Below are 26,960 nucleotides of genomic sequence, written 5' to 3' on the forward strand. Positions count from 1 at the left end.
CTTTGTTTAGAAAAATAAAGTTGATTAATTAAGCTAAAAAAAGTAAATAGGATTTGTTTTAATTAATTAATTTTTTCAGTCAACCTGCAACCTACTCCAGCTTTTTTCTAGCCTTCAAAAACTATCTTCATAATAAAGCATGTAATCATCCTTTCATAATAAGAAAAAGAAACCTAAAAGCCGATTCGAATGAATGATGGGTTTTCTTTCTATCGGTCGACCATTTTTTTATCTGTATGGATGAAAACGCTAAATAATTAAAGTGTGGTGTCATAATGAGTTTAACAATTTCCAATTTAGAAAATATGAAGCTGAAAGAACTATACGAACATGCGCGTGAATATAAGGTGTCGTATTACAGTAAGCTATCGAAAAAAGAACTTATTTTTGCAATTTTAAAAGCTCAGGCAGAACTTGACGGTCTGCTGTTCATGGAAGGTGTTCTTGAAATCATCCCTTCAGAAGGATTTGGTTTCCTGCGCCCGATTAACTATTCACCGAGCTCTGAGGATATTTATATTTCTGCATCGCAGATCCGTCGTTTTGACCTGCGTAACGGGGATAAGGTTTCTGGGAAAGTAAGACCGCCTAAGGAAAATGAACGTTATTATGGCCTGCTCCATGTGGAAGCGGTTAATGGCGATAACCCTGAGTCTGCAAAGGAACGTGTACATTTCCCTGGTTTAACGCCATTATATCCAGATAGACAAATCCGCTTAGAAACGGAACCAAAGAACATTTCAACAAGAATTATGGACGTGCTGGCTCCTGTAGGGTTCGGACAGCGTGGATTAATTGTTGCACCTCCAAAAGCTGGGAAAACCATGCTGATTAAGGAAATTGCCCACTCTATCACTACAAACCATCCAGAAGCAGAATTAATTGTTCTCTTAATTGATGAGCGCCCGGAAGAAGTGACGGATATTGAGCGTTCGGTTCGAGGAGATGTCGTAAGTTCTACTTTTGATGAAGTACCAGAAAATCATATCAAAGTGGCTGAACTCGTTCTTGAACGTGCAATGCGCCTTGTTGAGCATAAACGTGATGTTATTATCTTAATGGATAGTATTACTCGTTTAGCTCGTGCCTATAATTTAGTCATTCCTCCAAGCGGCAGAACGCTTTCAGGCGGGATTGACCCAGCTGCCTTCCACCGTCCGAAACGTTTCTTTGGTGCGGCAAGGAATATCGAAGAAGGCGGCAGCTTAACGATTCTTGCAACGGCTCTTATCGAAACAGGTTCACGTATGGATGATGTTATCTATGAAGAATTTAAGGGTACGGGAAACATGGAGCTGCATCTTGATCGTGCACTTGCTGAACGCCGAATATTCCCAGCTATCGATATTAGACGCTCAGGAACAAGAAAAGAAGAGCTGTTGATTCCAAAAGATCGTCTGGATAAACTTTGGGCCATCCGTAAGACAATGTCTGATTCACCGGATTTCTCAGAGAAATTCATGCGCCGTATTAAACAAACAAAAGACAATGATGACTTCTTCGCACAGTTAGAAGAGGAAAGAAAAAAAGCAGCATCTGCAAAACGCTCTTAGTAATATGTAACAAGTTGTTGCAAGTTTAGAGTTTTGTTGCTATAATAAAGGCATGTGTTTTTACAAAATATGTGAGGGGTACTACTTACCTCACCTGAAAGTATATAACTCTGTTTCGAATGATTCAGGGCATAAGGAGATGAAAAAGAATGAAAACTGGAATTCATCCAAATTACAAAACAGCAACGGTGAAATGTTCATGTGGTAATACATTTGAAACAACTTCAACTAAAGAAGAAATTAGAATTGAAACTTGTTCAGAATGTCACCCATTCTACACTGGACGTCAAAAATTCGCTGAAGCTGGCGGACGTATTGACCGTTTCAATAAAAAATACGGCCTTAAGCAAGAACTTAAGAACTAACGTTGACCATCTGAAACAGGCAAGCATTTTTCCTTGCCTGTTTTTTCTTTGCACTTTATAGGCGTTTTGTCAGTATTTTTCACTAAATTGAATCATTTTTGAGGAAGCCCTCGCGTTTTTTTCGTTGGGGCATACTTAATTATATATATTGGATTTGAACAAAGGGTACCGGAATAAAAAAGAGATAAGTGGAAGGGAGTGGCTGTTTCATATGTACATAATGAAACAATCAGGCTGGATCGAGCTTATTTGCGGAAGCATGTTTTCCGGTAAATCGGAGGAACTAATTAAAAGAGTCAGCCGTGGACAATTTGCGAAGCAGAAGATTGCTGTGTTTAAACCAGCCATCGATAACCGCTATGCCGAAGAAGCGGTCGTCTCACACAACGGGACTTCTACGATTGCAAGACCGATCGCACAGTCTACTGATATTTTTAAATACCTGGAAGATGATTTGGATATTATTGCAATCGATGAAATTCAATTTTTTGATGAAGAAATTATCGATGTCGCGCAGCATCTAGCTGACAGCGGATATCGAGTTATTCTTGCCGGACTTGATCAGGACTTCCGTGGAGAACCTTTTGGACCTGTACCACTTTTAATGTCCTTAGCTGAATCAGTTACCAAACTTCAAGCAGTCTGTGCAGTTTGTGGTTCGGCCTCCAGCAGGACGCAGCGGTTGATTAATGGTGCTCCAGCATCCTATGATGATCCCGTGATTCTGGTCGGTGCATCAGAGGCTTATGAACCTCGCTGCCGCCATCATCATGAAGTACCAGGGAAAAAACAACCTCTGCTTGTGGAAAATAAGAAAATCGTTAAATAAAGAAAGTTCGGAGACGATAGTCTTCGGGCTTTTTCTTTTTAAAAAATATGGATGTTCCTGATTGTTTTGGGCAAGCTAACGCCAAATAAGATAAACAGGAGGATACATCCATGAAGAACAAGAAGTATAAATGGCTGCTGACAGCCTGTATGTTCACTCTGACTGCTGGCTGTTCACCTGATAATGCGGCAGACAAACAGGGAAGCAATGAAATGGAGCAAATGACCAATAATCCGAGACAAGTTTCACAGCGATACTATGATCGATATCCAGATCATACGGTTGATCAAAGCATTAACAATCGCAGTACTGCCGTTGTTTCTCAAGACACAGGGGAAGATATTGAAAATGTGAAATATGTGGTAAGGATGACGACACCATACGAAGCAAAGCAGGTATGGGTGAATGGAGAGACGATTACGGTACACGTGGACAGCCGCGGTAAAATCGACTCAAAAGAAGAATGGAAGAAGGAAAAAATAAGAATCCATAATTTATTGAGGAATACGATTCCAGGTTATGACTTTAATATACAGCTTGATAAGTGATTGCTATTTTGGGTGAAATTTACTGATGGATATTTCATTGCCTTTGACGTTGTTTATTCACCTATACTATAATTAAAGAAATGGATTGAAAGCCAAACGGCCAATCAAGTATATAATGTTCCTGCTAATGGCGGGAATAAGGATACTCGGAAATTATGAGGTGAAGATTGTGATAGATCGTTTACAGGCAGTGGAAGATAGATATGAAAGATTAAATGAATTATTGAGCGACCCTGAAGTCATTAATGATAATAACAAGCTTAGAGAATATTCTAAGGAACAATCCAATATTCAAGACACGGTAATGGCTTATAAAGAATATAAAGTTATCCGTGAACAGTATCAAGAAGCGAAGATGATGCTTGATGAAAAGCTTGATTCCGACATGCGTGAGATGGTCAAGGAAGAAGTTCATGAGCTTGAAGAAAATATGAAGGTATTGGAAGAAAAGCTGCGGATTCTTCTCATTCCAAAAGATCCGAATGATGATAAAAACGTTATTGTCGAAATTCGCGGAGCTGCCGGTGGTGACGAGGCTGCCCTTTTTGCTGGAAGTCTATATCGCATGTACAGCCGTTTTGCAGAGGTGCAAGGCTGGAAAACAGAAGTTATTGATGCCAATCCTACTGGTTTAGGCGGATATAAAGAAATTATCTTTATGGTTAACGGTAATGGTGCGTTTTCTAAGCTTAAATTTGAAAATGGTGCCCACCGTGTTCAACGTGTCCCAGAAACAGAATCGGGTGGAAGAATTCATACCTCAACGGCAACAGTAGCCGTGCTTCCTGAGGCTGAAGAAGTTGAAGTGAATATTCATGAGAAAGATATTCGGACAGACACATTTACATCAAGTGGACCTGGGGGACAAAGTGTTAATACCACCATGTCAGCAGTTCGGTTAACTCACCTTCCTACAATGACAGTGGTATCCTGCCAAGATGAAAAATCTCAGATTAAAAATAAAGAAAAAGCAATGAAGGTACTGCGTGCCCGTGTTTACGATAAGATTCAACGTGAAGTTCAAGCTGAGTATGATCAGAATCGTAAGCAAGCTGTAGGAACAGGAGACCGTTCTGAACGAATTCGTACGTACAATTTCCCGCAAAACCGCGTAACGGACCATAGAATCGGCCTAACCATCCAAAAGCTTGATCAGATTATGGAAGGTAAAATCGATGAGGTCATTGATGCATTAATTGTGGCAGACCAATCAGCGAGACTGCAAAATGCAGAAGAATAAAGACTGCATAAAGGTTTATGAAGCCCTGAAGTGGGCTTCTTCTTTTTTACTAAGTCATGAGCGGGATGCAAATGCAGGTGAACTGCTGTTAAGACACTTACTGCGGATGGAAAGGTCAAAGCTGCTTGCAGAGTTACACAGTGAGTTACATGAGTCAATCTGGAATGAATTTCAACAAAAAGTAGAGGAACATTGTGCGGGGACTCCCGTTCAGTACCTAATTGGCAGTGAAGAGTTTTACGGAAGAACCTTCTTAGTAAATGAAGAGGTATTGATCCCAAGACCTGAAACGGAAGAACTAATTGAGCAAACGGTCAATCGACTGAGGAAAACCTTTTCTAATAAGAGTCTAAATTTAGCGGACATTGGAACCGGAAGCGGTGCGATTGCAATTACGATGAAGCTTGAGGTACCGGAGCTTAGCGTAACGGCATCAGATATTGCCCCCGCTTCACTTGATGTAGCTAGGGAAAATGCAAAGAGACTTGATGCTGAGGTTGAGTTTATCGAAGCCAATTTATTATCAACATTTATTAGTCAGGGCCGCCGTTTTGATATTGTCCTTTCGAATCCACCTTATATTCCCGATGATGATGAGAAAACAATGTCGGTTGTGGTGACTGGGCATGAACCGCACCGTGCCTTGTTTGCGGGCATTGACGGCCTTGATTTTTATCGTCGTTTTATGACAGAGCTACCGTGTGTCATGAATCGGCCGGGATTGATTGGCTTTGAAGTAGGAGCGGGTCAGGGAGAAGCAGTTGCAGAAATGCTGAAATCTGCTTTTCCTGACGCAGCGGTTTCTGTTGAATTTGATATTAACAGAAAAGATCGTATGGTGTTTGCAGTGCTGAACGAATAAAAGTAAAAGAGTCGATTTCATGCTTCGAGTGCCGTATCTATACGGTTTCTCCAAACAATGGAACGACTCTTTTTATTTTTTACTAGTTTAAGATAGAGAGAATATGGCGAGACTATTTTTTGTGAGGGGGAGAGGAAATGAACAAAAAATATCTGGCCTTATTTTATTTATTACTACTTACATGTGGAACAATTTTAAGTTTATATACACCGAAGGTTGAAAGCGTTGATGCACAGGCAGCTGTTACTATACCTAATGAAGCCATCAGATTAAGAATATTAGCCAATAGTGATGAACAGAATGACCAAGCTGTAAAACGGTTAATTCGGGATGAAGTGAACAAAGATATCACAGTATGGGTACAAGATCTTACCTCCATTGAAGAAGCCCGAAAGGTAATCACCAGCCATCTTCCGGAAATTCAAGCGACAGCAGAAGAAGTAGTCAAACGTGAAGGGCTTAGTCAGTCAGTCACCGTTGAATTTGGAAAAGCAAATTTTCCGACTAAGCTGTATGGTCAGTATTTGTATCCTGCAGGTGTTTACGAAGCCGTCGTCATCACGCTCGGCGCCGGAGAAGGGGCTAACTGGTGGTGTGTATTGTTTCCCCCTCTTTGCTTCTTAGATTTCTCAAATGGAACAGCAGTCAGTCAGACACCTTTCGTTGAAGATACAGACACATCGGTTCAGACACCGGTTGAACCGGAGGAAGCCCCTATTGAGGCTGCAGAAGAAACGACTCAATCTGCAGAAGAAGAGTTAGAGAACGAACCAGAAACAGTTGAGGATAGTGATGCAGACAAGCTGGCTGCTGCCAATGTATACACTGGTGAGGAAGAGCCGCCGGTTGTCGTGAAATCCTTCTTTGCAGAATTATTTACGGATCTCTTTTAATGGTTCTAGTTTCGTCTCCTATTCATACGCTAGTAAGAAAGAAAAGGAGCGGATTGGATGTCAGCCGTTTTTTTGCAGGCAAGTGAAGAAGATGTGGATGAACTAATTGAGTTTCTAGGTTCAGCCAAACTGAATGTGGAAGAAGTGCAAAATCAGTATGATTATTATCTAATCGCGAAAAACCAAAACGGTCGTTTAATAGGAGCAGCTGGACTGATACCATGTGGTAAATATGGGTTGCTCCGTTCATGCGTTTTTGCTAGTTCTTTTCCGAAAGAAAAGATCCCGTTCTTAATTGAGCACTTGCTCGTATCAGCAAGTATGCATAAATTAGAGTCAGTATACATGGCAACGGATAAAATCTCATCGATTCAATTTTTTTAAGTCCTTCGGCTTTACAGAAGCAGAAATCAAACAGCTGCCGGAAGAAATAAAAAGTTCTCCACATGTGGAAAAGCTTGAAAAACTTGAAAATTGCCAATTTATGCACAGAATTCTCTAAAAACGTAATTCTATCCACAAGTTTATCCACAGTTTAACAAGTGTTATCCACAATTTGTGGATAACACTTGTTTTCTTTTTTCAGTTCTTTTATACTTTCAAAGAAGAATTTTTGAAAAACACGGATGATAGCTGATTTTGTCGAATAAAAAACCAACAAGAAGAGTGAAGGTGTTTATTGTGGAAACAAAACTCTGGTTAGTGGATAAGAATGTGGATAATCTTAAAAGTTATCCACAAATCACACAACCTGCAGATAAGTTACAAAAAAATGAGGTTATTGCTTTTCCAACAGAGACTGTTTATGGACTAGGAGCAAATGCTCAGAGCGATGAAGCGGTCCAAAAAATATTCAAAGCAAAAGGACGTCCAAGTGATAATCCACTGATCGTCCACATCGCTTCTATTGAACAATTGCAAGACATTGCAGCGGTGATACCGGAAAAGGCAAAGGAACTGATGAACCATTTCTGGCCGGGGCCGTTAACGATTATCTTTGAAAAGAAGCCAAATGTCTTATCCGATTTGGTAACGGCTGGCTTACAAACAGTGGGGATCCGTATGCCAGACCACCCAGTTGCCCTTAGTTTAATCAGTGCAAGTGGATTACCTATTGCGGCGCCAAGTGCGAATACCTCAGGAAAGCCAAGTCCAACGACGGCGGGACATGTTCACGATGATTTAAATGGAAAAATCGCTGGAATTGTTGATGGTGGACCAACTGGAGTAGGTGTTGAGTCGACTGTCATTGATTGTACAGAAAACATACCCGTTATTTTCCGTCCCGGTGGCATTACTAGAGAAGAAATAGAGTCCGTGATTGGACCCGTTACTCAAGATGCTGCCTTGAAACAAACGTCGGCAGCACCGAAATCTCCTGGTATGAAATATACGCATTATGCACCCAAAGCGCCATTAGTGCTTATTAAAGGAGACCAAGCTTTTTTACAGCAGTTGGTTAATGAAAAACGAGCAGTGGGTATGAAGGTAGCGGTCTTAGCAGCAAAAGAGCATGTCCAAGCATATGACGCAGATTGGATTATGAGTCCAGGGAGCTTGGCGGACTTAAAAACAGTTGCTGCGGGTTTGTATGATACGCTGCGAGCGTTTGATGAACTTGACGTAGACTTTATTTTAAGTGAAAGCTTCCCGGATGCCGGTATTGGTGAAGCAATCATGAATCGTTTAGTAAAAGCTGCGGGCCACCAAATCATCAGCGAATAGATTTCTTTTCTTCTATTCTTTTTCGGACATGCATAACATGTTATATGCATGTCCGGGGAGGGGAATGGTTTGGAATCAGCCGCTGGAGAACTTGTCACACTACTGATCATGGCATTTGCCTTAGGAATGGATGCCTTTTCGATTGGGCTTGGAATGGGAATGTTCAAGCTCCGGATGCGTCAGATATTTTTTATTGGCCTGACAGTCGGATTTTTTCATATATTGATGCCGATTGCCGGGATGGCTGCCGGCCGGTTTATTTCAGGTCAATTTGGAGTCTTTGCCAACTATGCCGGTGGTTTTCTACTCATTTTTTTAGGTATTCAAATGTTTATTTCAGCTTTGAGAGAAGGGGATGGTCCGTTACTTGCTCCTATAGGACCAGGCCTGCTTTTATTTGCGCTGAGCGTCAGTCTCGATAGCTTTTCGGTTGGACTTTCCCTTGGAATTTATGGTGCCCGGACAATTGTGACCGTTATGTGCTTTGGGGTGGCTGCAATGATTTTAACCTGGCTGGGTTTGTTGATTGGCAGAAAGGTTCAAGGGTACCTAGGCGTGTATAGCGAATTACTTGGCGGAAGCGTCCTTTTTGCCTTTGGTCTAAAACTCCTCTTTTCTATATAGCTAACTATAGCCAGTTTGATTTCTAAAAATATATAATGATCATACACAAAAAAAACAAGCATGAGCGTTGCTTGTTTTTTTGTGCTTCCCCCTTACTTTTTATTCTGTCTCAAATATAATTTGAAGGAAATGTAAGAATGCGTTTGATTTTTCCCTATTTTGGTCGATATGTATAGTAAGTGAATAGGAGATAAAACTAGTATAAAGTCGTAGAAAGGAGGGTTTTAGAATGTATAGAGTTTTATTTGTCTGCACAGGCAATACGTGTCGAAGCCCTATGGCCGAAGCGATTTTAAAAAATAAACACATTCCAGAAATCGAAGTAAAATCCGCTGGTGTATATGCTGAAGCGGGTCAAGATGCGTCTAGTCATGCTAAAAAAGTTATGAAACAAAATAGTCTTGAGCATGTGCACGTATCTCAGCTTTTATCCGACACTGAAATTGAGTGGGCAACGCATATTTTTACGATGACGGAAAGCCATAAAGCACTGATTATGAATGCATATCCGCATGCTATGGATAAGACTTTTACCTTAAAAGAATTTGTAACAAGTGATCAGGTCAATCGAGATGTTATCGATCCATTTGGCGGGTCAGTTGAACGATATAAACAAACCTTCAATGAACTGGATGTGTTGATTGATGGGCTGCTAAGAAAGTTGAGAGAATAGGAAAGTAACAGGGGGATCTGAAATTGGGAGAAAATAAGTCACACTATAAATTTGGTCTGAGAAAGAAGCTTGTGCTTTTTATTACTGCTTTAGCATTAATTACGTATACAACAAGTGGTCTATGTATCTATTTGGTATATCCACTGTTTTTTAATGGATGGAATGAGACGGCTTTTGCTTTTGGTACGTTATTGCTCGGCATCATTTGGTCGAGCGTCCTGGCTTTTTTTGCGGCAGGTTGGATTGTTAATCCGCTTCGAAAACTTGAAAAGGTCGCATTAAAAGCTGCTATTGGGGATATTAGGGAAGATGTAGACGTTTCAAAAACCGACGATGAAATTCGTGCGCTTGGCAAGGCATTTAATTTAATGCTGTCTAACTTGCGGGAAATGGTCAACTCCATTGATGAGAATTTTACAGGAACTAATGAAAAAGTCATTCACATATCAAATAGGTCTTCTCATGCTGCTAAACAGGCAGAATCGATTTACCGTACGATTGAGGAAATATCCCAAGGTGCAGATAGTTCGGCAGTATCCATTCAGAATACAGCTGAATCAGTCGAGGATGTCATACGGATTGCACAAGAAGTACAAAGAAAAGCAAATAGCTCGGCTGAGACTTCACATGTAATGGTCTCTGAGCTGGAGAAAAGTAAAGATGTCATAAATTCGCTGGTCTCGGGGATTCAACTGTTGGCAGAGGAAAATCGTGAGTCGCTGCAAGCGGTGAAAAGCCTTGAGGAAAATGCGAAGAAGGTAGAGCAGATTATCCAGTTGGTTGGAGATATTGCTGGACAAACCAATTTACTAGCCTTAAATGCATCAATTGAAGCGGCTCGGGCTGGTGAACATGGTAAGGGCTTTGCGGTTGTAGCTGAGGAAGTACGTAAGCTAGCCGATGAAAGTGCCAACGCTGTGAAGGGTATATCTGATTTGATTCAAACGATACAGTCAGATGTACAGAGTGTAGTTCAACAAATCAGCGATCAAGTAATCTCAGCTAATCAAGAAGCGAAAAAAGGCGTGGAGACAAATACAGCCATTGAGGAAGTGACAATAGCGGTTCATCATGTGGTTGAAGATGTTCAGGAAATCACTCAACTTGTCAGCCGTCAAATGGACAGCATTCATGAAACATCCCATCAGTCACAGGAAGTCGCAGCGATCGCTGAAGAGACTTCAGCAGGGGCTGAAGAAGTCACGTCTGCGACTCAGGAACAAACACAGGTAATTGAGCAAGTCGATCAACTAGTCCATGAATTAAAAGGTCAAGCGGACAAGTTAAAACAAACAATCGTGCGTTTTCAGGTGTAAAATAACTTAAGGAATACCTCTAGAATCTTACCAATCTCAATTCATAAATCAATCTGCTCAGCCGGCTTTATCTTTGCTGTTTTTTGTGACACAATAAAGATACGATTATAGCTATTACGAGGAGGAAATTTATCATGAAAGTGGCAATTGCTTCTGACCACGGAGGAAATCAACTCCGTGAAGAAATAAAAAATTTACTCGACGAACTTGAAATCAGCTATGAGGACTTTGGCTGTAATTGCACAACATCAGTCGATTATCCAGACTATGCCCTTCCTGTAGCGAAGAAAGTAGCTTCAGGTGAATTTGACCGCGGTATCTTAATTTGCGGGACTGGAATTGGTATGAGTATTTCTGCTAACAAGGTTAAAGGCATCCGATGTGCACTGGTTCATGATGTGTTTACGGCTAGAGTAACTCGTGAACATAACGATAGTAATGTTCTAGCAATGGGTGAGCGTGTTATCGGCCCGGGATTAGCGAGAGAGATTGCGAAAGCTTGGCTGACATCTGATTTTGAAGGTGGACGTCACGCTAATCGCATCGGCAAAATAACCGAATACGAAGAACAAAATAATTAGGAACTGTAACGGGAAGGGTTGCTGTCTTTTATGACAATGGAAACTTCTTTAACAACGGAACTTACGATATGGAAAGCACACTTGAAGACCTTAATGCAGGAATTCCAAAATGAAGCAGAGCTTAAAGAAAAACAGCTGCTGATAATTGGCTGCAGTACAAGTGAAGTAATGGGTAAACAAATTGGCAGCGCGGGAACAGATAAAGTAGCTGAAATTATTTTTGATGAACTGTCTGACCTGCAGAGTAAGACAAAAGTCGAACTCGCGTTTCAATGCTGTGAACATTTAAATCGGGCAATTGTAGTAGAACGTGAAACGGCTGAACGAAAAAACTACGGTATCGTGTCAGTTATCCCAGTCCGAACAGCGGGCGGGGCCATGGCCTCATACGCGTACCGCCAGTTTAACGATCCAGTTGTAGTCGAACAGATACAAGCTGATGCAGGAATTGACATTGGCGACACATTTATTGGAATGCATCTGAAACAAGTTGCGGTTCCAATCAGAGCGTCAATTAAGGAAATTGGTTCGGCTCATGTCACGATGGCAAAGACCCGTCCTAAATTGATTGGCGGAGAGCGCGCGGTTTATAAAGATCTTGAAGAGAATAAACATTGTACGTAAAATGCACCCGGTTCCGATATGGAAACCGGGTTTACTTAATGAACGGTAAATTTTCTCAGTTGTTTGACAATGAGCAAATCTGTGTATTTATCGCTGATTTTAGTGAAAAAATAGGAAAATATCAAGTTAAGACGAACATTATTGAATCTATTTAGTTAAATGTTCGAAATAATAATAATATTCCAGACTACCACTCTTTAGTCCGACATGGTAAAATGAAAGAGGAAATTTAAGAGGACGGCTAAGTACGTCGTTCGTATTTACGTGTCAAAGGCGTTTGTACAGTCAATCACAAGGAGGATATCCGAATGAACCGTTTAGCGAAGCAAGATGAACAAGTGTACAAAGCAATCCAGCAGGAATTAGGACGTCAGAGAAGCAAGATTGAACTAATTGCCTCTGAAAACTTTGTGAGTGAAGCAGTAATGGAAGCTCAAGGATCTGTTTTGACAAATAAGTATGCAGAAGGATATCCTGGCAAACGCTATTATGGCGGATGTGAATACGTTGATATCGTTGAAGATCTTGCACGGGATCGTGCGAAAAAAATCTTCGGCGCTGAGCATGTAAACGTTCAGCCGCATTCAGGTGCCCAAGCGAATATGGCGGTTTATTTTACAGTGCTTGAAGCTGGAGATACCGTGCTCGGTATGAATTTATCACATGGTGGACACTTAACACATGGCAGCCCTGTAAACTTCAGCGGTGTGCAATATAACTTTGTTGAATATGGCGTTGATCCTGAAAACCATCGTATTGATTATAACGACGTTTTTGAAAAAGCACGTCAACACAAGCCGAAATTAATTGTTGCGGGTGCGAGTGCATATCCACGCGAAATTGATTTTAAGCGATTCAGAGAGATTGCAGATGAAGTGGGTGCATACCTAATGGTCGATATGGCGCACATCGCTGGTTTAGTTGCGGCAGGTCTTCATCAAAGTCCGGTTCCATATGCAGACTTTGTTACAACTACTACACACAAAACACTTCGCGGTCCTCGCGGCGGGATGATTCTTTGTAAAGAAGAATTCGCTAAGAAAATTGATAAATCGATCTTCCCAGGTATCCAAGGCGGTCCGTTAATGCACGTTATCGCGGCTAAAGCGGTTGCGTTTGGTGAAGCACTAGAAGAAGAGTTTAATGAATATGCTCGAAAAATTATTGATAATGCCAAGCGTCTTGGTGAATCCTTGAAAAATGAAGGATTAAAGCTTGTTTCTGATGGCACAGACAATCATTTACTACTATTAGATACACGCTCTGTGAATCTAACAGGAAAAGTGGCTGAGCGTGCGTTAGATGATATTGGTATTACTGTTAATAAAAATGCAATTCCGTTTGATCCAGAAACACCATTTGTGACAAGTGGTATCCGAATTGGTACAGCAGCTGTCACTTCACGAGGCTTTGGTTTAGAAGATATGGATGAAATTGCTTCTATTATCAGTCTTGTTTTGAAGAATGTCGAAAATGAAGAGAAACTTGAAGAAGCATCTAAGCGAGTGGAAGCTCTATCGAGTAAATATCAATTATACGCAGAGTATTAAGAAACGAAGCCGTCCTAACTTTTAGGGCGGCTTTTGCTCTATTTTTCCAACCGAAGTCTGACTTCTTATAATTTATTGAAGTCTTCCTGCTTTTTCTGTAGAATGGGTAGAAGTGTCAAGATGTCTGGTCTGAAATGACCGAGAAAATAAGGAAAAAATCCACCCAAAAGAATAGGAGCGACTAATATGGCAAAAGTATTTGTTTTTGATCATCCGCTAATTCAACATAAAATCGCATACATACGTGACGTGAAAACGGGCACGAAGGAATTCCGTGAACTAGTTGACGAAGTCGCAACATTGATGGCTTTTGAAATTACTAGAGATCTACCTCTTGAGGAAGTAGAGATTGAAACGCCAGTAAGCAAAGCGAAGTTCAAAGTATTATCAGGTAAAAAATTAGGCATTATCCCAATTCTGCGCGCAGGTATTGGAATGGTTGATGGAATATTGAAGCTAATTCCAGCTGCGAAGGTCGGCCACGTTGGTCTTTACCGTGATCCACAAACCCTTAAACCCATTGAATATTACGTGAAGCTTCCAAGTGATTTGGCTGAACGTGAATGCATCGTGGTTGATCCGATGCTTGCTACAGGCGGATCGGCTATTGAAGCCATTGAATCCATCAAGAAGCGCGGCGCAGTTAATATTAAATTCATGTGCCTAATTGCTGCTCCAGAAGGAGTAGAGGCACTTCAAAAGGCTCACCCTGATGTGGATATCTTCATTGCTGCCCTGGATGAAAAGCTAGACGACCATGGTTATATTGTTCCAGGTCTTGGGGATGCTGGAGACCGTCTATTCGGAACAAAATAAGTGCGGAGGTGAAAAAATGATCAAACCAATTAAGGTTATGACGATTTTTGGGACAAGACCGGAAGCTGTGAAAATGGCTCCTTTAGTGCTTGAATTTCAAAAACATCCAGATTATTTCACCCCCATCGTGGCAGTCACCGCTCAACACCGGCAAATGCTTGATCAGGTGTTGAACTTATTTTCAATTAAGCCTGACTATGATCTTAACATTATGAAGGATCGTCAAACCCTTGCTGATATCACAACACGAGGACTAAGTGGCTTGGACAAAGTAATGAAAGAAGCTAATCCTGATATCGTGCTCGTGCATGGAGATACAACAACGACATTTGTTGCGAGTCTTGCGGCTTTTTATAATCGAATCAGTGTCGGTCATGTTGAGGCAGGTCTGCGGACGTGGAATAAACTCTCTCCCTATCCGGAGGAAGTAAACAGACAGCTGACAGGGATTATCGCTGATCTGCATTTTGCACCTACTGATCTTGCAGTAGAAAACCTGAAGCTCGAAAACAAAACAGAAAACATATTTGTGACTGGTAATACTGCCACAGATGCGTTGAAAACAACTGTTTCCGAAAGCTATTCGCATCCGATTCTAGATCAGATCGGCAGTGAACGCTTAATTTTAATGACGGCTCATCGCCGCGAAAATATAGGGCAGCCGATGCGGAATATTTTTAAAGCAGTGAAACGCATTTTGGCTGAACAGGATGATATTCAAGTGATTTATCCTGTTCATTTGAATCCTGCTGTCCGTGAACTTGCAGAAGAAATACTTGGAAATGATCCGCGAATACATCTTATCGAACCACTTGATGTTCTTGATTTCCACAATTTCGCTGCAAGGGCACATTTAATAATGACGGATTCAGGCGGCATACAGGAAGAAGCACCGACTCTTGGCGTTCCCGTTCTCGTTTTACGAGATACCACCGAACGACCAGAGGGAATATCGGCGGGAACCTTGAAACTTGCCGGCACGGATGAAGAAACCATTTTCAATTTAGCAATGGAACTCTTGACCGACCAGCACGTTTACCAAAGTATGGCCCATGCTTCCAATCCATATGGGGATGGAAATGCTTCCGTAAGAATTGCAGAAGCCATCCGCTATTACTTTAAACAAACCGATACAGCACCCGAACCGTTTCGGGTGGAAGAAAAAAAGGAAAAGTCACACTGATTTTTTCAAAAGGCTGTCGAGAAACCCCTCGGCAGTCTTTTTTCTATTTAGCGAAGGCTCGGCCTTCCGCACACAGTTTAACTCGTTTTCGCACATAAATAAGCCCCAAGCGCACATAAAGGAGGCCGCTCCGTACAATATTCCCGCTGTTCCGCACAGAACGACTGGGAGAAGCCTGAAACATCTCAGGCTGTAGCAACCAAAGATCCAAGCTTAGAGACACATTTTCAACAACCCCTCCAGGACACAAAAAGCCTTCCGCACACAAAAGAGGCTGAAGCGCACAGTTTAACTCGTTTCCGCACATAAATAAGCCCCAAGCGCACATAAAGGAGGCCGCTCCGCACAATATTCCCTCTGTTCCGCACAGAACGACTGGGAAGGAACCCGAAATCCCTCAGCTGCATAGGTCAAAAGCGGTTTTATTTTCGAAAAAGTGTAACTGTCTATAAAAAAGTTTGGAAATCCACCAAGAACCAAGCTTAATGACACATTTTCAACAACCCCTCCAAGACGTAAAAAAGCCTTCCGCACATAAATAAGCTCCGAGCGCACATAAAGGAGGCCGCTCCGCACAATATTCCTGCTGTTCCGCACAAAACGAATGTCGAGGAGTGCAAAACACTTCAAATTTGTGAAAAACTGTAGCTTATCTAAAAAAAGTTTCTCATTCCACAACCCACACTCCTAGATAATTTAGTTTAGACATGAATAGCCTTCTCTATCTGTGAAACCCTAACAAAAAAACGGGGTGTTGCATGTTGAAGAAGGTTTTGTCTCTAATCCTTGTAGGATTCATCCTGACACAACCGATTGTGTCGGCAGAAGAGGAGCTGCCTCTCCTCCAGAAACAGACGAAGGCGATTGTGACAACAAGTCATCCTGTTTCTAAAAAACAAGTTAATCAATTTCTAGCTGATTACCCATCTCTAAAGTTGAGAAATGTATATAAACATGCGTTAACAGGTTTCTCTGTTTCAGGCAGGGAAGGGGACCTTATAAAGCTGAAAAAGGAGAAGGGAATCGATCTGGTTGAGGAAGTGACGGTGTATCGGGCGGAGCTTAATGAAAGCATTCGGTTCATTGGCAGTGATGAGGCGCGGACTTTTTTTGACAAGAATCATCAACGGGTAACCGGTAAGGATGTAAAGGTTGGAATTATTGATACGGGAATTGATTATACCCATCCGGATTTAGTCCAGTCTTACAAAGGCGGGAAGGATTTGGTTGATGGCGATAATGATCCGATGGAAACGAAGGAACCAGCCGATCAGGCGACACTTCATGGGACACATGTTGCTGGTATTATTGCAGCTAATGGCAAAATGAAGGGGGTTGCTCCACAAGCCGAAATTTATGCGTATCGAGCGCTTGGACCTGGTGGGGCGGGCGATACAGAACAGGTCTTGGCAGCCATTGATGCGGCTATCGAGGATGATGTCGATGTTTTGAATCTATCGTTAGGCAATAATATCAATGGCCCTGATCTGCCTATATCAATGGCTCTAAACAAAGCTGTAGATAAAGGAATTGTAGCGGTCACCTCAAATGGAAACTCTGGACCTAATGTATGGACAGTCGGTTCACCTGGAACAGCAGAAAAAGCGATTTCGGTCGGTGCGTCTACACCGCCGTTAAAGGTTGCTTATGCTGCCTGGGGACTGGGAGAGAGCAAAGATAAATCTCCCTTACTTGCATTTCAAGGTTCTAAGCCTTGGGAATTAACGTATAGTCAGGAAATTATAGATGGAGGAACCGGAAAGCCAAAGGAACTTAAGAAGGTGAAAGGGAAGGTTGCATTGGTGGAACGCGGTACGACAACCTTCTCTGAAAAAGCAAAAAATGCCGAGAAGGCGGGAGCCATCGGTGTCATTATCTATAACAATACAAAAGGCAGCTTCATGGGATTAATTGAAGAAGGTGTAAAGATTCCGGTCGTTTCTATTTCGAAGAAAAAGGGAGAATCACTGATAAAAGCTGCGGAAAAAGGAAAGGGAACCATGGCGAACTTTACCTATAGAATGGAACAGGATTTGTTGGCAGAATTTAGTTCGAGAGGTCCTGTCACGGTGACGTGGGGCATCAAGCCGGATATTCTTGCGCCTGGAGTTGGAATTGATAGCACCGTTCCCTCTGGATACCTCAGTCTACAGGGAACAAGTATGGCTGCGCCGCATGTTGCTGGAGCGTGTGCACTGCTTCTCCAAATACACCCTGATTGGACACCAAAGCAAATTAAGTCAGCATTGATGAGTACCTCGAAACCATTGAAGAACGAAAAGGGGATGCTCTATCGAACCTTTGAACAGGGAGCAGGCCGCTTACAGATTAGGGAGGCGCTGGAAGCTGACACGCTGCTTGAACCAAGTTCAATGGCGTTCGGTTTGTTTACGAAGAAGGAGGGCATTGACGAACACGAACAGAAATTCGTTGTCCAAAACACGAGTGATAAAGTAAGGAAGTACTCGTTTGTTGTTCCGCCAAAGGAAAATGGGTTGATATGGGATTTACCAGCTTCGTTTAAAATCAAACCAGGGGGTAAGAAGGAAATAGTCTTAGGCCTTCAAATCAATCCTTCACAGCTAAAAACAGGAATCTATGATGGATACTTAACGTTATTGGAAGCAGGAAAACGAATCAGCCTACCCTTTTTGTATGTAAAGGAAGAACCTAATTACCCAAGAGTTATGGGGTTTGACTTCGGTCCTGCAGAGACAAAAGGTATGTACCATTATGAAGTGTACCTTCCAAGAGGTGCAGACGATTTTGGAATTGCTTTATATGAAGCAGATAGTTTTCGTTATATGGGTCTTATCGACCGTGCTGAACAGGTACCACAGGGAATGATTAAGAAAGAAGTGAAAAAATCAGATCTCCCGCCGCCGGGAACGTATCATGCAATTATCTTTGCCAGAAGAGCTGGTCAAGAAGATCAAATTGAAACTCAAATCGTCATAAATTAACAAATAAACATCATTTTTCTTGCATGTCAATAGAAATTAGTAACCAAATTGTGAACAATTAAAGAACGATGTATAAGTAGCTTGTTTTTTCACGAACGACGCATTGACATTAATTGTAGGCTATTGTATGCTAACAAAGGATGTCGAATGAGAGGGTTTTCAGACTCTTTTATACATTTAAAAACCCACTATGCAAATTGGACAACGTGGTTGTCTTCCACACTCAATCGCGGCGATACAGTCATTTATCGCAGCCCGTTTCGAAGAGGGCTTTGTCAGCGATCTTTTCTCAATTAGTCGGATCAACGCTTGATACCGAGCTGCCGTATAATAATCGGCCTTCTATTTAGGACTTGCAGGGATGCAATGCTCCACTCAGCAAAAAATCATTTTCAGGAGATTAAAAACACCATGCCAGAAGTTACAATTGTATTCAAAAGGCAGAGTAAATATATGATTTATCTCTTGGCGATTTTTGTATTGGGCTGGGGATTTACAAGTTACCAAGCTGTATTTGCAGGGCTTTTACTTGGGACTAGCTTAAGTTTGTATAACTTATGGCTGATAAATCAAAAAATGAAGAAATTCAGTCAAGCACTTGATGAAGGTACCAAAATTAAATCACTTGGAACAATGACTAGGTTTGCGTCAGCAGGGTTAGCCGTTATTATTGCGCTGGAGTTTTCAGAGCATTTCCATATGATTAGTGTCGTATTGGGATTAATGACAGCTTATTTTGTCATTATTATAGATTTTTTCATCCACTTAAAACGTTGATCGCAGGGGAAGAGAGGTGAATATAGTTGAATCATGAAGCGCCTATAAGAGAGTTTATGGGTTTATATTTTAACTTGAGTAATGTTCTGATGATAACCATAGCAAGTCTGATAGTATTCATAATTGCTGTGCTTGGTTCGCGTAATTTAGCAATGAAACCAAGCGGAATGCAGAACTTTATGGAATGGATCATGGATTTCGTTAAGAACATGATTAACAGCTCAATGGACTGGAAAACAGGCGGCCGCTTCCAATTACTTGGTATGACGCTGATCATGTACATATTTATCTCGAATATGTTAGGTATTCCATTCGCAATTACAATTGATCATGAACTATGGTGGAAATCACCTACAGCTGATCCAGTAGTAGCGATGACGCTTGCAGTTATGATCCTAGGATTAACACATTATTACGGGATTCAAATGAAAGGCTTCAAGGGATATATGAAATCATACAAAAATCCAATGACATTGATAGAGGAGTTTTCCAATACTCTGACACTGGGTCTGCGTCTGTATGGTAACATTTATGCTGGTGAAGTATTGCTTGGTCTGTTAGCGGGATCGCTTGCAATGACTGGCGCATTTGGATTAATTGGCGCCATAGTACCAACTGTAGTTTGGATGGGTTATAGTATTTTCGTTGGTGCTATCCAATCATTTATTTTCGTTACGTTAACAATGGTTTATCTGTCTCACAAAGTCAGCTCAGACCATTAATTATAAGTTCATTATGAACTAAATAATAAAAAAACTTATACATTTTTAAGGAGGATATTTTATAATGACAGGTTCAGTAGGTCTTCTTGCAGCAGCAATTGCAATTGGTTTATCAGCACTAGGTGCAGGTATTGGTAACGGTCTTATCGTTTCAAGAACAGTAGAGGGTATCGCACGTCAACCAGAAGCACGTGGTATTCTTCAAACTACTATGTTTATCGGTGTAGGTCTTGTTGAGGCTATGCCTATCATCGGTGTAGTTATTGCGTTTATCGTTTTAGGTTCATAATAGAAAGTTTAGATGTTCAAAAATGGCGAAGATCGTTCCATGTGAACCTTCGCCTTTCCTTTATGCCCACAATCCTGTTTTATAAACAGGTTAGTTCGATGTTTTATCAAGTGAAACTTGTGAAGGGAGTGAACCAAGCGTGTTAACAAGCGGTTTTGTACTCGGAGAAGCCCTATTTACTGGCGGCGATGTTTTATTCCAATTAGTTATGTTTATTGTACTGTTAGCGTTGCTTAAGAAATTTGCATGGGGCCCATTAATGGGAATCATGGTACAACGTGAAGAACACGTTGCAAATGAAATCAGTGCAGCTGAAGAAGCAAGAACAGATGCAAAAAAACATCTTGAAGAACAACGTGAGCTTTTAAAGCAATCACGTGTTGAAGCAGCTCAATTAATTGAAAATGCTAAAAAACAAGGTGAAGCTCAACGTGAGGATATTGTTATCAATGCACGCACGGAAGCTGATCGTATTAAAGAAGCGGCAAAACGCGAAATTATACAGGAAAAAGAAAAAGCTGTTACAGCATTACGCGAACAAGTGGCTTCACTTTCTGTATTAATTGCTTCTAAAGTAATTGAAAAAGAACTATCAGAAACAGATCAAGAAAAACTGATTAGTGATTACATTCATGAGGCAGGAGAAGAGCGATGAGCGATTTAGCTGTAGCCAAGCGATATGCCGTAGCTCTTTTTCAGATTGCCAAAGAGCAAAACCTTCTTACTCAAATGGAAGAGGAGCTCCAAGCAATTAAACAAATCTTTTCAGAACAGAAGGATCTCCTAGCATTTCTAGAACATCCAAAACTGTCGAAAAGTGCAAAAAAAGAAGTCATTGCGAACTCTTTTTCTAAGCTTTCCGAACCAATTATAAACACACTATTCATCATGCTTGAAGGTCATCGTACTGGAGAGATTAAGTTGATGGCAGAAGAGTTTATTCAACTGGCTAATGAGGAAAACTCGATTGCAGAGGCTACTGTTTACACAGTACGTCCACTTACTGACACTGAGCGCGAAGCTGTATCTACAGCATTTGCAGCGAAGGTTGGAAAAAGAACGCTAAAAATAAACAATATTGCTGATAGCAGCATTATCGGCGGTATCAAGTTACAAATTGGCAACCGCATCTTTGATGGCAGTGTCAGTGGAAAACTTGATCGTCTTAGCAAACAATTATTAAGTTAATATTCACAAGACAGGGGTGAAGTTCATGAGCATCAAAGCTGAAGAAATCAGTGCGCTGATTAAAAAGCAGATTGAAAACTATCAGTCGGAAATTAATGTAAGTGATGTAGGTACAGTTATCACTGTAGGTGATGGTATCGCACGCGTACATGGTTTAGATAATGTTATGTCTGGTGAGCTTGTTGAATTCGCAAATGGATCGATGGGTCTTTCCCAAAACCTTGAAGATAATAACGTAGGTGTTGTTATCCTTGGACCATTCCGTGATATTCAAGAAGGCAGTGAAGTACGCCGTACAGGACAAATTATGAGAGTACCAGTAGGGGACGAGCTAATTGGCCGCGTTGTTAACCCGCTTGGACAACCGTTGGATGGCTTAGGCCCAATCGCAACAACTCAAACACGTCCAATTGAAAGCCCAGCAACAGGCGTAATGGACCGTAAATCAGTTCATGAACCATTGCAAACAGGTATTAAAGCGATCGATGCTCTTGTGCCAATCGGCCGTGGACAACGTGAGTTAATTATCGGTGACCGTCAAACAGGTAAAACATCTGTTGCAATCGATACAATCCTTAACCAAGCAGACCAAAACATGATCTGTATCTATGTAGCTATTGGACAAAAAGAATCAACTGTTCGTGGAACTGTTGAAACTCTTCGTAAAAATGGTGCACTAGATTACACAATCGTTGTTTCTGCTTCAGCATCACAACCAGCACCATTACTATACCTAGCTCCTTATGCTGGTGTAAGTATGGCTGAACACTTCATGTTTGAAGGCAAACATGTGTTGATCGTGTATGATGATCTTTCAAAACAAGCGTCGGCATACCGTGAATTGTCCTTGCTGCTTCGCCGTCCACCAGGTCGTGAAGCGTTCCCAGGGGATGTATTCTATCTTCACTCCCGTTTACTGGAACGTGCAGCTAAGTTAAATGATACATTGGGTGCAGGTTCAATTACAGCACTTCCGTTCGTTGAAACACAAGCTGGAGATATCTCTGCTTACATTCCAACAAACGTAATTTCTATTACTGACGGCCAGATCTTCCTTCAATCTGACTTATTCTTCTCAGGTGTACGTCCAGCGATTAACGCCGGTCTTTCCGTATCACGTGTAGGTGGATCAGCACAGATTAAAGCAATGAAAAAAGTTGCCGGCACACTACGTCTTGACCTTGCTGCATACCGTGAGCTTGAAGCATTCTCACAATTCGGTTCAGATCTTGATAAAGCAACTCAAGCAAAACTTAACCGTGGAGCACGGACTGTTGAGGTTCTTAAACAAGACCTAAACAAACCGATTAAAGTTGAAAAACAAGTTATGATTCTTTATGCATTAACAAAAGGATTCTTAGATGATATTCCGGTACAAGACATTCTTCGCTTTGAAGAAGAGTACTTTGTATTCTTAGATCGTTCACATCCGGGATTATTAGATCATATTCGTACGACTAGCAATCTTCCTGAAGATGATGCGATCGTTGCTGCGATTAACGAATTCAAAAAGAACTTCGTTATCTCTGAATAATTTGGTCTAAATAATTTTAAGGGTGGTGAGAATCAATGGCCTCTTTACGCGATATAAAATCTCGTATTACATCAACGAAAAAAACTAGCCAGATTACCAAAGCTATGCAAATGGTATCGGCTTCTAAAATGAACCGCGCTGAAGCAAATGCAAAAGCGTATGGTCCTTATATGAATAAGATTCAAGAAGTTGTGGCAAGTATTGCCGGCGGCAGTGCGGATGCAGCTCATCCAATGCTAGTATCACGCCCAGTAAAGAAAACCGGTTACCTTGTTATTACATCGGATCGCGGTTTGGCTGGTGCGTATAACAGCAGCGTGTTACGTCACGTTTTAAGAACGATCCAAGAACGTCACAAATCTGCTGACGAGTATATCATTATCGCAATCGGAAGAGTCGGCCGCGACTTCTTCATCAACCGTAAAATGAATGTTGAGCTTGATGTAGTTGGCGTACCGGATCAACCTAATTTTGCTGATATCAGTAATCTTACAAAGTCTGCAGTGGACATGTTCCAAAATGGACTTTGTGACGAACTGTATATGTACTATAACCATTATGTCAGTGCGATAATGCAAGAAGTAACTGAAAAGAAAATTCTTCCTTTGGCAGATGTGAAAGCTGCATCTGGTAAATTGACTTCGTATGAGTTTGAACCGAATGCGGAAGAAATCTTGGAAGTATTACTTCCTCAATATGCAGAAAGCTTAATCTTCGGTGCATTATTAGATGGTAAGGCCAGTGAGCACTCCGCTCGTATGACTGCCATGAAGAATGCCACAGATAACGCTTCTGAATTAATTGATTCACTTTCTCTTCAATATAACCGTGCAAGACAAGCAGCCATCACTCAGGAAATTACTGAGATTGTCGGCGGAGCTGCGGCACTAGAATAGTAAATAATAGAACGGAAAAGTATTGATGACTTGCTTTCCGTTCCATACTTCAATAAAGTCGTCATAAGTTTGCAAGGAGGGAAAACGATGAATATAGGACGCGTTACCCAAGTTATGGGTCCAGTAGTTGACGTGAAATTTGAAGACGGACAGCTTCCTAAGATCTATAATGCGCTAAGAATTGAAAAAACAGCGTCTGGCACTCCATTAACATTAGAAGTTGCCCTTCAGCTAGGTGATAATACTGTTCGTACAGTAGCTATGTCTTCAACAGACGGTTTAACTCGTGGTGCAGAGACACTTGATACAGGAGCACCAATTTCTGTACCAGTAGGTGAAGTAACACTAGGACGTGTTTTCAACGTATTAGGCGAAAACATTGACCTTGCTGAGCCGCTTCCTGCAACAGTTCGTAGAGATCCGATTCACAGACAAGCACCTACTTTCGATCAATTAACGACAGAAGTGCAAATTCTTGAAACAGGAATTAAAGTAGTTGACCTGCTTGCACCATACATCAAAGGCGGTAAAATCGGTCTTTTCGGTGGTGCGGGTGTTGGTAAAACCGTTTTAATCCAAGAACTTATTAATAACATCGCTCAAGGACATGGTGGTATTTCTGTATTCGCAGGCGTTGGAGAACGTACGCGTGAAGGAAATGACCTTTTCTATGAAATGACTGATTCAGGTGTTATTAAGAAAACAGCAATGGTATTCGGTCAAATGAACGAGCCGCCTGGCGCACGTATGCGTGTAGCTCTAAGTGGTTTGACAATGGCTGAGTATTTCCGTGATGAACAAGGACAAGACGTTCTTTTCTTCATCGATAACATTTTCCGTTTCACACAAGCAGGTTCTGAAGTTTCTGCCCTTCTAGGCCGTATGCCTTCAGCTGTTGGTTACCAGCCAACACTTGCTACAGAAATGGGTCAGCTGCAAGAGCGTATCACATCAACAACTCAAGGTTCAGTTACATCTATTCAAGCAATTTATGTACCTGCGGATGATTACACAGATCCGGCTCCAGCTACAACTTTTGCCCACTTGGATGCAACAACTAACCTTGAACGTAAACTTTCTGAAATGGGTATCTACCCAGCGGTTGATCCATTGGCATCTTCTTCACGTGCACTAAGCCCTGAAATTGTTGGCCCTGAGCATTATGAAGTTGCACGTCAAGTTCAATCAACACTTCAAAAGTATAAAGAACTTCAAGATATTATCGCTATCCTTGGTATGGACGAATTGAACGAAGATGAGAAGCTAATCGTTTCTCGTGCTCGTAAAATCCAGAACTTCCTATCTCAAAACTTCCACGTGGCTGAGCAATTCACTGGTCAAAAGGGATCGTATGTACCTGTTAAAGAAACTGTTAAAGGTTTCCGTGAAATTCTTGACGGTAAATACGATGAACTTCCAGAAGATGCTTTCCGTTTAGTAGGAAGAATTGAAGAAGTTATCGAAAAAGCCAAACAAATGGCGTAATAATGGGACCAAGGAGGGTATGAAATGAAGACGATAAAAGTCAGTGTTGTTACTCCCGATGGCCCAGTATATGATGCAGATGTTGAAATGGTAAGCACAAAGGCAAAAAGCGGTGAACTGGGAATTATGGCTGGCCATGTTCCCATGGTCGCTCCTCTTGATATCGCAGCTGTCCGCCTGAAACATTCAGGCCATACAGATTATATTGCTGTAAGTGGAGGCTTCCTTGAAGTCCGTCCTGATGTGGTAACTATTCTTGCGTTATCTGCAGAAAAAGCTGAAAGTATCGACCTTGGCCGCGCTCAAACCGCCAAAGCTCGTGCGGAAAAATGGCTAGAGGACCAACAAAATAGTACTGACACGAAAAGAGCACAACTTGCTTTAAGACGTGCGATCAATCGTATCAATACTGCAGAACATAAATAAGAAAAACACTCCTCTTTAATAGAGGGGTGTTTTTTTTATCCTTTGTAAAAGATATTGTAAGATTAAATGTAATCGCTTACACTTTATTATGTAGTCTGATTCTATGTATAAAGGCATACATATGATATGGACGACCGTCCACGATTCATACAAAAGAATGAGTCTGGTTTATAAAGCAGGAAATCAACGTTTAATCCAGAATATGTAAGATATATGTTTGCTGAGGAGGACTGTCATGGAAGGTCTATACAGTTACCAGAATAGCTATCTATTTGTATTTGTATTTCTTGTAATCGGTCTCATGCTTCCTGTCGTCGCACTATTTATAGGAAAGTTATTGCGCCCGGATAAACCAAATATCATAAAGGCATCAACCTATGAAAGCGGCATTGAGCCAATACATGATTCAAGAGTTCAATTTAATGTGAGGTATTACTTATTTGGTTTACTTTTCGTCATCTTTGATGTTGAGACTGTATTTTTATATCCTTGGGCAGTTGCCTATGAAAAACTCGGAATATTTTCGTTAATCGAGATGCTGATTTTTGTTTTCATGCTGGGCATTGGTCTAGCTTATGCTTGGAAGAAGAAGGTGTTGAAATGGACATGAACCTTGAACAAATTCCACCAGAAGAAATGGCAGAGCTGCAAAGAAGTGTATTCTTAGCAACGCTCGAACAGGTAAAGGGCTGGGCAAGGAGTAATTCTTTATGGCCAATGACATTTGGGTTGGCCTGTTGTGCAATTGAGATGATGGGGGTAGGAGCCTCTCATTACGATTTGGACCGGTTTGGGTCCATCTTTCGCGCCTCACCAAGGCAATCAGATGTCATGATTGTATCAGGAACTGTGACGAAAAAAATGGCTCCGATATTAAAACGATTATATGATCAAATGCCTGAACCTAAATGGGTTATTGCAATGGGATCTTGTGCGACAGCAGGCGGGCCATACATCCACTCCTATTCAGTCGTAAAAGGTGTCGACCAGATTGTCCCTGTGGATGTCTATATCCCAGGATGTCCCCCAAATCCCGCTGCGCTTATTTACGGGATACATAAACTCAAAGAAAAAATCCGCTATGAGGCAAAGACAGGGAAGAGGGTGATCTAATATGACGAATGACAAAGATCTGGAACAAGCAAAAAAAGAAGCGGCAGCAAAAGCAAAGGCCGCAGCGCTAGCCCGAAAGAAAGCAAAAGAAGAAGAAAAGGCAGGTTCAGAAGAGAATGAAGAGTTGAGTTTAGAAGAACGAAAAGCGGCAGCGGCAGCAAAAGCAAAGGCTGCAGGGCTAGCCC

29 protein-coding genes and 1 pseudogene are annotated in these 26,960 nt (G+C 41.4%); all 30 read left to right on the top strand.

From position 1 onward, the window contains the following. Positions 1–275: 275 nt before the first annotated feature. On the top strand, positions 276–1,553 hold the full coding sequence (gene rho / locus WYK_RS01950; protein WP_040372805.1) for a transcription termination factor Rho: 1,278 nt from the start codon (positions 276–278) through the stop codon (positions 1,551–1,553). A gap of 149 nt (positions 1,554–1,702) precedes the next feature. Next, positions 1,703–1,918, top strand: coding sequence for a 50S ribosomal protein L31 (gene rpmE / locus WYK_RS01955; protein WP_040372807.1), 216 nt, complete (start codon positions 1,703–1,705; stop codon positions 1,916–1,918). 211 nt (positions 1,919–2,129) lie between these two features. Beyond that, a complete protein-coding gene (locus tag WYK_RS01960) occupies positions 2,130–2,747 on the top strand; it encodes a thymidine kinase (RefSeq protein ID WP_040372809.1) in 618 nt (205 codons plus the stop codon). Positions 2,748–2,857: 110 nt separating this feature from the next. After that, positions 2,858–3,295, top strand: coding sequence for a hypothetical protein (locus WYK_RS01965; protein ID WP_040372811.1), 438 nt, complete (start codon positions 2,858–2,860; stop codon positions 3,293–3,295). A 169-nt stretch (positions 3,296–3,464) separates the two neighbouring features. Then, positions 3,465–4,535 (top strand): peptide chain release factor 1, encoded by a 1,071-nt coding sequence (prfA, locus tag WYK_RS01970; RefSeq protein ID WP_040372813.1) that lies wholly within the window; start codon positions 3,465–3,467, stop codon positions 4,533–4,535. Beyond that, positions 4,522–5,397 carry a peptide chain release factor N(5)-glutamine methyltransferase gene (gene prmC / locus WYK_RS01975; RefSeq protein ID WP_326238828.1) on the top strand — a complete coding sequence of 292 codons (876 nt, stop codon included), beginning with the start codon at positions 4,522–4,524 and terminating at the stop codon, positions 5,395–5,397. Before prfA ends, prmC begins: the two co-directional genes overlap by 14 nt. A gap of 137 nt (positions 5,398–5,534) precedes the next feature. Beyond that, positions 5,535–6,290: a stage II sporulation protein R gene (gene spoIIR / locus WYK_RS01980; protein WP_040372815.1), complete on the top strand. Its 756-nt coding sequence runs from the start codon at positions 5,535–5,537 to the stop codon at positions 6,288–6,290. 57 nt (positions 6,291–6,347) lie between these two features. Further along, positions 6,348–6,674, top strand: coding sequence for a GNAT family N-acetyltransferase (locus tag WYK_RS01985; RefSeq protein WP_040372817.1), 327 nt, complete (start codon positions 6,348–6,350; stop codon positions 6,672–6,674). A gap of 297 nt (positions 6,675–6,971) precedes the next feature. Further along, positions 6,972–8,015 (top strand): L-threonylcarbamoyladenylate synthase, encoded by a 1,044-nt coding sequence (locus tag WYK_RS01990; RefSeq protein WP_040372847.1) that lies wholly within the window; start codon positions 6,972–6,974, stop codon positions 8,013–8,015. Positions 8,016–8,063: 48 nt separating this feature from the next. Continuing rightward, the gene (locus tag WYK_RS01995; protein ID WP_051387266.1) at positions 8,064–8,639 is read left to right on the top strand and encodes a manganese efflux pump MntP; all 576 of its coding nucleotides are present in this window, start codon (positions 8,064–8,066) and stop codon (positions 8,637–8,639) included. Between the two features lie 229 nt (positions 8,640–8,868). Next, on the top strand, positions 8,869–9,312 hold the full coding sequence (locus WYK_RS02000) for a low molecular weight protein arginine phosphatase (protein ID WP_040372821.1): 444 nt from the start codon (positions 8,869–8,871) through the stop codon (positions 9,310–9,312). A gap of 23 nt (positions 9,313–9,335) precedes the next feature. Beyond that, a complete protein-coding gene (locus WYK_RS02005; protein WP_040372823.1) occupies positions 9,336–10,628 on the top strand; it encodes a methyl-accepting chemotaxis protein in 1,293 nt (430 codons plus the stop codon). Positions 10,629–10,762: 134 nt separating this feature from the next. Then, complete coding sequence (rpiB, locus tag WYK_RS02010; RefSeq protein WP_040372825.1) at positions 10,763–11,209, top strand: ribose 5-phosphate isomerase B; 447 nt, start codon at positions 10,763–10,765, stop codon at positions 11,207–11,209. A 36-nt stretch (positions 11,210–11,245) separates the two neighbouring features. Continuing rightward, complete coding sequence (locus WYK_RS02015; RefSeq protein WP_040372849.1) at positions 11,246–11,833, top strand: TIGR01440 family protein; 588 nt, start codon at positions 11,246–11,248, stop codon at positions 11,831–11,833. A 308-nt stretch (positions 11,834–12,141) separates the two neighbouring features. After that, a complete protein-coding gene (gene glyA, locus WYK_RS02020; RefSeq protein ID WP_040372827.1) occupies positions 12,142–13,383 on the top strand; it encodes a serine hydroxymethyltransferase in 1,242 nt (413 codons plus the stop codon). Positions 13,384–13,569: 186 nt separating this feature from the next. Continuing rightward, the gene (upp, locus tag WYK_RS02025; protein WP_040372828.1) at positions 13,570–14,199 is read left to right on the top strand and encodes a uracil phosphoribosyltransferase; all 630 of its coding nucleotides are present in this window, start codon (positions 13,570–13,572) and stop codon (positions 14,197–14,199) included. A 16-nt stretch (positions 14,200–14,215) separates the two neighbouring features. Beyond that, positions 14,216–15,382 carry a non-hydrolyzing UDP-N-acetylglucosamine 2-epimerase gene (wecB, locus tag WYK_RS02030; RefSeq protein ID WP_040372829.1) on the top strand — a complete coding sequence of 389 codons (1,167 nt, stop codon included), beginning with the start codon at positions 14,216–14,218 and terminating at the stop codon, positions 15,380–15,382. Positions 15,383–16,140: 758 nt separating this feature from the next. After that, positions 16,141–18,345 (top strand): S8 family serine peptidase, encoded by a 2,205-nt coding sequence (locus tag WYK_RS02040; protein WP_040372831.1) that lies wholly within the window; start codon positions 16,141–16,143, stop codon positions 18,343–18,345. Between the two features lie 411 nt (positions 18,346–18,756). Then, complete coding sequence (locus WYK_RS02045; protein WP_040372832.1) at positions 18,757–19,122, top strand: ATP synthase subunit I; 366 nt, start codon at positions 18,757–18,759, stop codon at positions 19,120–19,122. A 26-nt stretch (positions 19,123–19,148) separates the two neighbouring features. Beyond that, positions 19,149–19,844 carry a F0F1 ATP synthase subunit A gene (gene atpB, locus WYK_RS02050; protein WP_040372833.1) on the top strand — a complete coding sequence of 232 codons (696 nt, stop codon included), beginning with the start codon at positions 19,149–19,151 and terminating at the stop codon, positions 19,842–19,844. Between the two features lie 64 nt (positions 19,845–19,908). Beyond that, complete coding sequence (gene atpE / locus WYK_RS02055; RefSeq protein WP_040372834.1) at positions 19,909–20,133, top strand: F0F1 ATP synthase subunit C; 225 nt, start codon at positions 19,909–19,911, stop codon at positions 20,131–20,133. 139 nt (positions 20,134–20,272) lie between these two features. Continuing rightward, positions 20,273–20,788, top strand: a complete 516-nt coding sequence (atpF, locus tag WYK_RS02060; RefSeq protein ID WP_040372835.1) for a F0F1 ATP synthase subunit B — start codon at positions 20,273–20,275, stop codon at positions 20,786–20,788. Further along, a complete protein-coding gene (locus tag WYK_RS02065) occupies positions 20,785–21,321 on the top strand; it encodes a F0F1 ATP synthase subunit delta (protein ID WP_040372836.1) in 537 nt (178 codons plus the stop codon). Before atpF ends, WYK_RS02065 begins: the two co-directional genes overlap by 4 nt. 25 nt (positions 21,322–21,346) lie before the next feature. Further along, positions 21,347–22,855: a F0F1 ATP synthase subunit alpha gene (gene atpA, locus WYK_RS02070; RefSeq protein WP_040372837.1), complete on the top strand. Its 1,509-nt coding sequence runs from the start codon at positions 21,347–21,349 to the stop codon at positions 22,853–22,855. A 35-nt stretch (positions 22,856–22,890) separates the two neighbouring features. After that, positions 22,891–23,751: an ATP synthase F1 subunit gamma gene (gene atpG, locus WYK_RS02075; protein WP_040372839.1), complete on the top strand. Its 861-nt coding sequence runs from the start codon at positions 22,891–22,893 to the stop codon at positions 23,749–23,751. A gap of 87 nt (positions 23,752–23,838) precedes the next feature. After that, entirely contained in the window at positions 23,839–25,236 is a 1,398-nt protein-coding gene (atpD, locus tag WYK_RS02080; RefSeq protein ID WP_040372840.1) for a F0F1 ATP synthase subunit beta, read from the top strand. Between the two features lie 24 nt (positions 25,237–25,260). After that, entirely contained in the window at positions 25,261–25,662 is a 402-nt protein-coding gene (locus WYK_RS02085) for a F0F1 ATP synthase subunit epsilon (RefSeq protein WP_040372842.1), read from the top strand. 235 nt (positions 25,663–25,897) lie between these two features. Then, positions 25,898–26,272 (top strand): NADH-quinone oxidoreductase subunit A, encoded by a 375-nt coding sequence (locus WYK_RS02090; RefSeq protein WP_040372843.1) that lies wholly within the window; start codon positions 25,898–25,900, stop codon positions 26,270–26,272. Next, the gene (locus tag WYK_RS02095; protein WP_040372844.1) at positions 26,263–26,775 is read left to right on the top strand and encodes a NuoB/complex I 20 kDa subunit family protein; all 513 of its coding nucleotides are present in this window, start codon (positions 26,263–26,265) and stop codon (positions 26,773–26,775) included. The genes WYK_RS02090 and WYK_RS02095 overlap by 10 nt, the downstream gene beginning before the upstream one ends. A 1-nt stretch (position 26,776) precedes the next feature. Continuing rightward, a pseudogene (locus WYK_RS02100) lies at positions 26,777–26,960 on the top strand (NADH-quinone oxidoreductase subunit C); the annotation flags it as partial.

The sequence above is a fragment of the Peribacillus psychrosaccharolyticus ATCC 23296 genome (genome assembly GCF_000305495.1).
Taxonomy (GTDB): domain Bacteria; phylum Bacillota; class Bacilli; order Bacillales; family DSM-1321; genus Peribacillus; species Peribacillus psychrosaccharolyticus.